This is a genomic window from Myxococcus sp. AM010, assembly GCF_013372585.1.
In the GTDB taxonomy this organism is placed as follows: domain Bacteria; phylum Myxococcota; class Myxococcia; order Myxococcales; family Myxococcaceae; genus Myxococcus; species Myxococcus vastator.
In genome coordinates this window covers 24,258-33,033 of record NZ_JABXEO010000028.1, presented here as the reverse complement: position 1 = coordinate 33,033, position 8,776 = coordinate 24,258, and the positions used below count along the sequence as shown (strand labels likewise).

Here is an 8,776-nt window from a genome sequence, read left to right as displayed (position 1 = left end):
TTGTCAAAACAGGTTGTGCGCGGGCCAGGTGCTGACGCCGTTCACGACGTTCCACATGAGGCCGTCGAGGTTGATGTCAGGCGTGCCCGAGCCGGAGCGGTTGTTGGAGTTGGTCATGACCGACCAGGTGAACTCCTCGGAGCGGCTGGGCCCATAGCGGTCATCGGTCCGCACCAACAGGGCCAGGGTGCCCGGGACATAGCCGCCGTGCCACCAGTTGGGGAGGCTGTTCACCGACCAGCCCTTGGCGTAGTTGACGGAGTTGCCCCCCGTGCTCAGCGCCGTCGTGCGGGTCGTCATCGTGGTGATGGTGCTCGCGCTCAGCAGGTCCGGGACGGTGGAGAACCCATCCGCGCGCACGGCGACGCGCAGCAAATCGATGGGCGTGGCGACCCAGCCGCCGTGCGCATCCATGCGACGCACCGGCATGCCGTACGGGTTGAAGGCCCCCGCGCCAAGCTGGTAGTAGACGGGCTCGTTCGGCAGACGCGCGCTCAACGTATCGCCCCCCACTGCGAAGCTGGTGGCGCCGCTGGGCGTGAACACGTTGGCGCGCATATAGGCGTCATAGGTCATGCCAGTGACCCGCTCGATGATGCGGCCGAGGACGCTGTAGCCGAAGTTCGAATACTGGTACGTCGTCCCAGGCGCGAACTCGAGCGGCACGTTCTGCAACACCCATTGGATGAGCTGCGCGTGGTTCATCCCCGTGTTCATGAACATGGGGTCGCCCGTGCCGTCGGCGCCGTCGTTGTCCCAGCCGCCCGCGGTGTGCTCCAGCAGGTGCTGGACCGTGATGTTCAGCACGCGGCTGTCCGCGTAGGTGCTCTGCGCGCCGAACGTCTCACCCAGCAGTCCGCCCCTGCCGAAGACGCGGTCCGTCAGCCGGAGCTGGCCGCTTTGAATCAGCCGCATGATGCCAATGGAGGTCATCGGCTTGGACACGCTGGCGACGCGGAAGCGGTGGGAGGTGTTGACCGGGGTGTTGTTGCTCCGGTCGGCCAGGCCATACCCCTTGGCGAACACGAGGCGCCCCTTGCGGGTGATGGCCAGCGACAGGCCGACGGTGTTCGTGCTGGCCATGGCCTGCTCGACGGTGTCGTCAATGTGCTGCAGGTCGGCCGCGCTGAACGTCAGGTTCTGCCAGAGCAGCGAGAACTCGGGCTGGCTCCCATTGTGGTGCGCCGCCACCAGGACGGGGCGATAGCCCTGGTTCTTGAGGTCCGTCACGGCCTGTTGATACGCGGCCGCGGTGAGCCCATGCCGCGCGGCCATCGGAATTCCCGACGAAGCATGGAAGATGGCCGCGTACCGGTCCGTGCCACCCACGTTGTAGCTGCTGACCTTCGCGAGCTGGTAACCCTGGGACGCGTTGGTGTTGAACGTGGACTGGTACTGGGCCGCGGTCATCCCGTGGTAGGCCCGCCAGGCCGGGCCGCTCGTCTTCTCCCAGATGGCCGCGTAGCGCTCCGCGCCACCGGACGTGTAGCCACTCACGTGCACGAGCCGGTAGCCCTGCCCCGCCCAGGTGTTGAACTCCGTCTGGTACTGGGCCGCGCTCAGGTCATGGCGGGCCACCCACGCGGCACCGTTGTCCGCGTGGAAGATGACCGCGAAGTAGGCCACGCCGCCGACGCTGTACCCGTTGACCATGGCCGGGCGGTAACCCTGCGCATTCTGATTGACGACGGTGGTCTGATACTGCGCGGAGGTCAGCCCGTGGAAGGCCCGCCAGGCCGGACCGCTCGTCTGTTCCCAGATGGCCGCGTAACGGGCACTGCCCCCATCTTCGTAACCGCTGACATAGGAGAGGCGATAACCTTGCCCCACCCACGTACTGAACTCCGTCTGATATTGGGCGCTGGTGAGCCCGTGGCGGGCAATCCAGGCATCATTTGGACCGGCCAGTGCCTGGGACTCGGCGCTGGCAGAGGCGCTGGACTCATCCTCTGGAACCCCGCATCCCACCAGGGATGCGGCCAGCACTGACAGGACCGCCAGAAGCGGCTTCGCTCTGAAAGACTTCATGCTCGAGAACTCCTGCGTGACGTAGGTACTCCCGGCAGGAAACGAACCCCGCGCGCATTTCCCCTCAGCCGCGGACAACAAAAACAGGTGCCCCACGCGCGTCGCACGAACCCCACGTGCATTTCAGCAGGCGGACCCACACCCCACGGCCAGGGGTGGCCCTCGCGCCGGGGCCAGCCTCGCGCTCGCCGTGAGCAGTCCCGGATTCCCTGGGGTAGCTTCCGCGGCGTGGGTGAGAAACGCCCGCCAAGTCACTGAGCGCCGCGGCTCCCCTTCCGCTGTTGGAGGTCTGATGATGAAGCCCCCGCACCTCACCGTGCTCCGGATGCTGCCTGCACGCTGGCTCGCGGGTGCCCACCCGCCCCAGGCGCCGCAGCAACTGCGCACGGAGGCGCCGCGATGACGTGGACCCTGATTGGCGAGGCCGCCTCTCCCTGGTCCGAGAAGGCCCGCTGGGCGCTGGACCACCACCGCCTCGCGTATACGTACCGCGAACACTACCCGCTCATCGGCGAGCTCTCGCTGCGGCTGCGCGCGCGGCGGCTGAAGGGCCGCGTGAGCACCCCCATGCTGCTCACGCCCGAAGGGCCGCTCATCGACTCCTTCCACATCGCCCGCTACGCGGACGCCCACGGCAGCGCGCCCACGCTCTTTCCAGCCGAGCACGCCGAGGAGATCGCCGCATGGAACGCCCGCAGCGAGGCCGCGCTCGGCGCGGCGCGGGTGCGCTACCTCGACCGGCTCGCGAACGACCGCGCCGCGAAGCTGGAGCAGCAGCCGCCCGCCTTCCCTGGTTTCGTGCGCCAGCTCTCGGTGCCCGCGGTGGACTTCGCCATGGCCTTCCTGCGCAGGAAGTACGGGATGCCGGACAGCACGGCGGCGGAGGCCACGCTGGTGCTCGAGCTGGAGGCGCTGCAGCGTGCGCTCGCGGGCGGCAAGCGCCACCTCGTCGCGGACCGCCTCACCTACGCGGACCTCGCGATGGCGGTGACGCTGCAGTTCGTGTCACCCGTGGACGTCGGCCACCTCGCGCTAGGCCCCGCCACGCGCGCGGCGGGCGTCCACCCGCGGCTCTGCTCGCGCTATCCGGACATCGTCGCCTGGCGCGACGCGCTCTACGCACGGCACCGGCGCAGCGACCAGCCCGCCGAGTCCGTCCGGGCGTAGCGTGCCGGCCCCCACCTTCAGCGTCCGGCGTCGAAGCCCCCGGGCACGTCGGACACGTTGATGCCGAGTTCCTCCACCGCGCAGCCGCCCTCCCGCACGAGCACCGTGGGCAGCCGCAGCTGCGCGAGGCGCCAGCCCCGCGCGCCACCAACCACTGGTGGTGGGCTTGCCCTTCACGCATCGGCCGGAAAGTGGCGCCGAGTCAGCCGCTGCCTCTAGGGTTCCGCGCACCTGCTCCCCGAGGACCTCCGCCATGACGCTCACGACCGCCCTGCTCCTGCTCACCCTCGGCGCCGCGCCGGCCCAGCCCGCCTCGAAGAAGTTCGAGTTCGACAAGCACTACCTCGTCCTGCTCGAGCGCGTGCCTGGCGCCAAGAAGCTGCCAGAGGCCGCGCTGGCGCAGCTGCAGAAGGAGCACCTCGCGCACCTCACGCGCATGGGGGAGAGCGGCAAGATGGTGCTCGCGGGCCCCTTCGGCGAGCAGGACGACGTGGGCATGCGCGGCGCGTGCATCTACCGCACCGCCACCAAGGCGGAGGCGAAGCAGCTCGCCGAGCAGGACCCGATGGTGAAGGCGGGCCGGCTGCGGGTGCAGGTCATGGCCTGGTACACGGAGAAGGGCTACCTGGCGTTCCCCCTGGCCCCGCCCGCCGAGGAGGCCAAGGACGCGGAGAAGGACGCGGGCAAGTAGCCGAAACCGCTACGGCATGGGCCGCGAGCCCGCGGATGGCGCGGACGGCACCGCGGGCCAACCATTGGACCACGTGATTGCATCCACGAGCATCACCCGCGCCGTGTGGGCGCTGTTCCACGCGTGGTAGACCATGTACATGCCTCCGCCCGGCCCGGTGACGACGGAGTTGTGTCCCGGCCCCGTCCAGCCGCCCCCCGTCTTGAGAATCGGCGAGCCCAGCTTGGTGTACGGGCCCAGCGGGCTCGTCGCCCGCGCGACGCCCACGGCGTAGGTGCTGTTGTAGTACGCGTTACCGCTGTAGAAGAGGTAGTAGTACCCGCCCCGAGCGACGACCCACGGCGCCTCGACGACGCCGCCCTCCCACGAGAGGTCGTTGCGGATGAGCGTCTGGCGGGTGCCCACCAGCGACAGGCCATCCGCCGACAGCGCCTGCCCGTAGATGGGCGTCGGCTGCCCCACCGCGTTGCCGTCCGCCTTCCACACCAGGTATGGCGCCCCGGTGGTGCTCGTGAAGAAGGTGGCGTCAATCATCCCCATCGCCGAGTCATGCACGAGCGGCCGGCCAAGGTCCGTGAAGGGCCCGAGCGCGCTCGTCGACGTCGCCGCGCCGATGGACAGCTTCCCGTCCGAGTGCCGCGCGGTGAAGTAGGCGATGTAGCGCGTCCCCACCTTGTGGATCTCCGGCGCCCAGAAGTCGCCCCTCGCCCAGGTGGGCTTCGACGCCGACGGGAAGATGGAGCCCGCGCGCGTCCACGTCACCAGGTCCGTCGACGTGCGCAGGGCGAACGCATTCGCCGCGCCGCCCGACGTGCACGCGGCGACGTACCGCGTCCCATCATGGATGACGCCCGGGTCCGCGCAGTCCCCGGGGACCACCGGGTTCTGGTACAGCCCGCCGCAACCCGTGTAGCGGAAGGACATGCCGCACGCGCCCGTGCCACTGAAGTACGGCCGCCACCCGTTGGAGAGCGCCGCGTACGAGTTGCTGCCCGCGTTCGTGCAGGTCCGGTCCCAGAACACGCGCCCGCTCACGTCGTCGTACTGCGCGGTGTGTCCCGACGGGCGCAGCCACGACGCGGCGTAGGTGACGCGCGTCGAGCACGCGGCGGCCCCGGCACAGTCCGTGTCGAGCGCCAGGACACACGCGTTGTTGCCGGTGAAGTACGGCTGCCAGCCGTTGGAGAGCACCGCGTACGAGTTGCTGCCCGCGTTGATACAGGTGCCATCCCACGTCACCAAACCACTCGCGATGTCGAACTGCGCGGTGTGCCCCGAGGGGCGAATCCACCGCTCGCCGTAGGTGATGCGCGTGCTGCACGCGAGCGGCGCGCTGGCGGTGCCAGCCGGAGCCTCCTCCGCGAGCGGGGTGTCGATGCGTTCGTCGCCACAGCCGGATGCGAAGGTAGAGACGACGCACACCACCGTGAGCGCCAGGATGCGAGGGGACTTCCTCATGAACCACCTCCAGATGGAGGGACGTGAGCTAGCACGAAATACAAGAAATATCAGCAATGCGCGATATCCATGTCCTATCCATGACCTCTACCCGACCCGACATGACAGCGCTTGGATTTCCACCCGCATGTCTGGGTAGGCACGGGGCTCTGTATCCAGATGACGGGGACGGGCCTGATGGCTCTATTCTAGCGGGATGGCGTATTTCATCTCCGGGGGCGAGGCTTTTCCATCGCGCTTCGTCTCGCAGTTGCTTGGAGCCGTTCTTCTCGCCGTGCTGTCCGGCTGCCGCGCCAGCTATGTGCAACAGACCGCACAGATGCGCGTGCTCGCGGACGTCGGACGGTACGACGAAGCGCTGAAGGAGCTGGACGCCGTCACCGCGCGTGAAGCGCTGGATCCGCTGCTCGTCGCGGCGGACCGGGGCGGGCTGCTGCACCGCGCCGGAGCCTGGGAAGCCAGCAGCAGGGCCCTGGTCCAAGCGGGGGAGCTCGCGGATGAGCACGAGCGGGTCAGGTTGTCGGAGGAGTTCACCGGGGACATCCCCTGGCGCATGGGCGCCCTGGAGCGCCAGACACTGCACACGCTCAACGCCCTGAACTACCTGCAGCTTGGGCGGCCCGAGGAGGCGGCCGTGGAGGCGCGGCTGACGAACGCGCTGAACCTCCAGCGGCACCTCGAGCTGCGCCACCACGTGACGATGGAGCGGCACTTGAACGCCATCCCCATCGACGATGAGCTGCGCCCCTACCTGGTGCAGAGCGCCATCGGCCTGTACGTGAGCGGGCTGGCGCATGAGCTGGCGGGGAACGAGGACTCCTCCTTCATCGACTACCTCGCCGCCTGGCGAATCACCCGGAGCGCTCCACCCGGAGCGCCCTCCAGGTTGACCCACCTGGAGCCCAGGCTCCTCGCAGAGGCACGCCGGCTCGGGCGCCCTGAGCTCGAGGAGCTGGAGCGGCTCATCCTGGCACCTGAATCGTCGGCTCCGGCGGACGACGCGGGCGACCTGGTCGTCGTCGTGGAGGCCGGAAAGCTCCCCGAGCGTTGCGTGCTCCAGCGCTGGAAGGAGGGCCGCGTCTGGAGCGTGTGCCCGCGTCCCTGGCCCCACGGGCAGGCCCGAATCGAGGTGGCGTCGGGGAGCTGGGACGCGGAGACCGTCACGTCCCTGGAGAACCTCCTGCTGCGCCGTGGCGCCCTGGGCGTGAGCACCGATACGACGCGCCAGCCCAACCTGTGGGCCAGGGCCGGGTCCGTGGCCCTCTTCGTGCTCGTTCCGCCGCTGGGCGGCTATCTCCTCCTGCGAACCGCCTCTGAGCGCGCGACGCAGCTGGAGCAGGGCTGGCTCAGCCTCCCCTCCGAGTTCCAGGTGGCGCGCCTGTCGCTTCCCTCGGGGCGACACACCGTGCGAATCCGCAGGAGCGACCATCAGGAGACACGCGAGGTCGACATCGCGCCTGGGCGCACGCAAGTGCTCGTCGTGCCGATGCGCTGAACCCCCGAGGCGCTACCGGGCGCGCTGCCCCGCCCGCCTGGCGCCCTCCCGGAACCTCGCCGCGTCCGCCGGAGCGAAACGAGCGAGCAGCTCCAGCTCCGCGTTCACCTCCCGGACGCCGATGTCGTGGGGGTGGACGGCGGGCCCGTGCCCCACAGCGAAGAACTTCACGTAGCTGCGCCCACCCGATTCCCAGCCGCGCATGAACAGCTCGTCGAGGGACGTCTCGTCCCCCCGAAGGCCCCGGCGGAGGGAGACCACCGCCGTCCGGACGCCGTCCTCTGTTCGCGACTCGTCGCGGACGGACTCCGCGAGCTGCTTCGCCTCCTCCCAGAGCGTGTCCAGCGGAACGGTGTAGGCGTAGTCGTAGAGCCGCTGTCGTAGGTACTCCTCCTCTCCCATCGCGTGGCGCAGGCCACCACACCCCGTGGAGCAGCTGACAGCGACGACGAGGAGCCCGCGCAGGAGAAGTCCCATGGGCCCTCACTCAATCCCGTGGAGCCTTCACTCCGCAAGGGAGGTGGGCCTGCCCGAATCCGGGACACGGCCGCACCGGCAGCAGGGCCGCGAGCCCCTGGCCCCCGGGCCCCTGGCTCATCACCGATGACGCCCTGGTTCGAGGCGCCCCAGCGGCTACAGTGCGCGCCATGAACGCCTCTTGGAAGCGCAACACGGCCCTCTTCCTGGGCAGCCAGGCCCTGTCGCTGCTCGGCTCCTCCCTGGTGCAGTACGCGCTCCTGTGGCAGGTGACCCTGCAGACACGCTCGAGCGTCATGATGACGCTCTACATCGTCGCCGGCTTCCTGCCCACGTTCCTCCTCTCGCCCTTCGCGGGCGTCTGGGCCGACCGGTATGACCGCCGCAAGCTCATCGTCCTCTCCGATGCGATGATTGCGCTGGTGACCCTGGCGCTGGCCGTGATGTTCACCTTGCGCGGCACGGAGCTGTGGCTCTTCTTCCTGGCCGCGGCGATCCGCTCCGTGGGGACGGCCGTTCAACACCCGGCGGTGAGCGCGCTGTTGCCGCAGCTGGTGCCCGAGGACCAGCTGATGCGGGTCAACGGCATCCAGGGCACCGTCCACTCGGTCAACATGCTGGGGGCGCCCGCGCTCGCCGGCTTCCTCATGTCCGTGGCCCCCCTGCAGGTGATCTTCTACATCGACGTGGTGACAGCGGCCCTGGCCATCGCCCTGGTGGCGCTCTTCGTCCGGGTAGCGCCGCGCCCCCGCGCGCCGGAGCAGGAGGGCTCCTCGCAGCTGACGGAGATTCGCGACGGCTTCCGCTACATCCGCGGCCACGCGCACCTGGTGCCGTTCTTCAGCTACCTGGGCTTCATCCTGGTCCTCATCACCCCGGCCGCGTTCCTCACGCCGCTGCAGACGGCGCGAAGCTTCGGGGACGAGGTGTGGCGGCTGACGGCCATCGAAATGGTCTTCTCGGTGGGGATGATGCTGGGTGGCGCCGCGCTCGCGGCGTGGGGGGGCTTCAGCAGCCGCATGCGGACGATGATCTCCTCCAACCTCATCATGGGCGCGTGCACCGTGGCCCTCGGCGTGGTGCCCCACTTCGGGGTGTACCTGGCGACCATGGGCATCTTCGGCGTGGCGCTGCCGCTCTACAACACGCCCGCCACGGTGATGCTCCAGGAGCGCGTGGAGCCGGCCTACCTGGGCCGCGTCTTCAGCGTGATGACCATGCTCTCCACCGCGCTGATGCCGCTGGCCATGTTGCTCTTCGGGCCCCTGGCAGAGGTGGTCTCCATCGAGCGGCTGCTGCAGGTCACCGGCGTGCTGGTGATTCTCGTCGGACTGCTCACGCCGCTCCACCGCCGGCTGATGTCCTTCGGCGAGCCCAAGCAGCAGCCCCCCGTGGAGTCCCGGGAGCTGGCCAACTGAGGACGTGAGGGGCACGCGCCCCCTCCCATGAACGTGGCTGGG

General features: G+C 69.3%; 8 protein-coding genes. 4 read left to right on the top strand and 4 right to left on the bottom strand.

Going from position 1 to position 8,776, the window contains the following annotated elements:
• Nucleotides 1-3: 3 nt before the first annotated feature.
• Nucleotides 4-2,109, bottom strand: a complete 2,106-nt coding sequence (locus HV826_RS15455) for a serine hydrolase (RefSeq protein ID WP_176417813.1) — start codon at nucleotides 2,107-2,109, stop codon at nucleotides 4-6.
• Between the two features lie 318 nt (nucleotides 2,110-2,427).
• Here HV826_RS15455 and HV826_RS15445 point away from each other — a divergent pair, with 318 nt between their 5' ends.
• On the top strand, nucleotides 2,428-3,195 hold the full coding sequence (locus HV826_RS15445) for a glutathione S-transferase N-terminal domain-containing protein (protein ID WP_176417774.1): 768 nt from the start codon (nucleotides 2,428-2,430) through the stop codon (nucleotides 3,193-3,195).
• 17 nt (nucleotides 3,196-3,212) lie between these two features.
• On the opposite strand, the gene HV826_RS15440 is transcribed toward HV826_RS15445, so the two are convergent.
• Complete coding sequence (locus tag HV826_RS15440; protein ID WP_255217242.1) at nucleotides 3,213-3,350, bottom strand: hypothetical protein; 138 nt, start codon at nucleotides 3,348-3,350, stop codon at nucleotides 3,213-3,215.
• Nucleotides 3,351-3,448: 98 nt separating this feature from the next.
• Here HV826_RS15440 and HV826_RS15435 point away from each other — a divergent pair, with 98 nt between their 5' ends.
• Complete coding sequence (locus tag HV826_RS15435; RefSeq protein ID WP_176417773.1) at nucleotides 3,449-3,886, top strand: YciI family protein; 438 nt, start codon at nucleotides 3,449-3,451, stop codon at nucleotides 3,884-3,886.
• Nucleotides 3,887-3,895: 9 nt separating this feature from the next.
• On the opposite strand, the gene HV826_RS15430 is transcribed toward HV826_RS15435, so the two are convergent.
• Nucleotides 3,896-5,344, bottom strand: a complete 1,449-nt coding sequence (locus HV826_RS15430) for a glycoside hydrolase family 43 protein (RefSeq protein ID WP_176417771.1) — start codon at nucleotides 5,342-5,344, stop codon at nucleotides 3,896-3,898.
• Nucleotides 5,345-5,663: 319 nt separating this feature from the next.
• Here HV826_RS15430 and HV826_RS15425 point away from each other — a divergent pair, with 319 nt between their 5' ends.
• Nucleotides 5,664-6,839, top strand: coding sequence for a hypothetical protein (locus HV826_RS15425; RefSeq protein WP_176417769.1), 1,176 nt, complete (start codon nucleotides 5,664-5,666; stop codon nucleotides 6,837-6,839).
• 12 nt (nucleotides 6,840-6,851) lie between these two features.
• On the opposite strand, the gene HV826_RS15420 is transcribed toward HV826_RS15425, so the two are convergent.
• The gene (locus HV826_RS15420; RefSeq protein WP_176417768.1) at nucleotides 6,852-7,316 is read right to left on the bottom strand and encodes a hypothetical protein; all 465 of its coding nucleotides are present in this window, start codon (nucleotides 7,314-7,316) and stop codon (nucleotides 6,852-6,854) included.
• A gap of 170 nt (nucleotides 7,317-7,486) precedes the next feature.
• On the opposite strand from HV826_RS15420, the gene HV826_RS15415 reads away from it, so the two are divergent.
• Nucleotides 7,487-8,734: an MFS transporter gene (locus HV826_RS15415; protein WP_176409532.1), complete on the top strand. Its 1,248-nt coding sequence runs from the start codon at nucleotides 7,487-7,489 to the stop codon at nucleotides 8,732-8,734.
• Nucleotides 8,735-8,776: the final 42 nt, after the last annotated feature.

What these genes read in the sequence shown, in the direction of transcription:
- HV826_RS15425 (WP_176417769.1), top strand. Translation starts at nt 5,664, where the DNA reads ATGCGCGTGCTCGCGGACGTCGGACGGTACGACGAAGCGCTGAAGGAG.
- HV826_RS15415 (WP_176409532.1), top strand. Translation starts at nt 7,487, where the DNA reads ATGAACGCCTCTTGGAAGCGCAACACGGCCCTCTTCCTGGGCAGCCAG.
- HV826_RS15445 (WP_176417774.1), top strand. Translation starts at nt 2,428, where the DNA reads ATGACGTGGACCCTGATTGGCGAGGCCGCCTCTCCCTGGTCCGAGAAG.
- HV826_RS15420 (WP_176417768.1), bottom strand. Translation starts at nt 7,316, where the DNA reads ATGGGACTTCTCCTGCGCGGGCTCCTCGTCGTCGCTGTCAGCTGCTCC.
- HV826_RS15435 (WP_176417773.1), top strand. Translation starts at nt 3,449, where the DNA reads ATGACGCTCACGACCGCCCTGCTCCTGCTCACCCTCGGCGCCGCGCCG.
- HV826_RS15430 (WP_176417771.1), bottom strand. Translation starts at nt 5,344, where the DNA reads ATGAGGAAGTCCCCTCGCATCCTGGCGCTCACGGTGGTGTGCGTCGTC.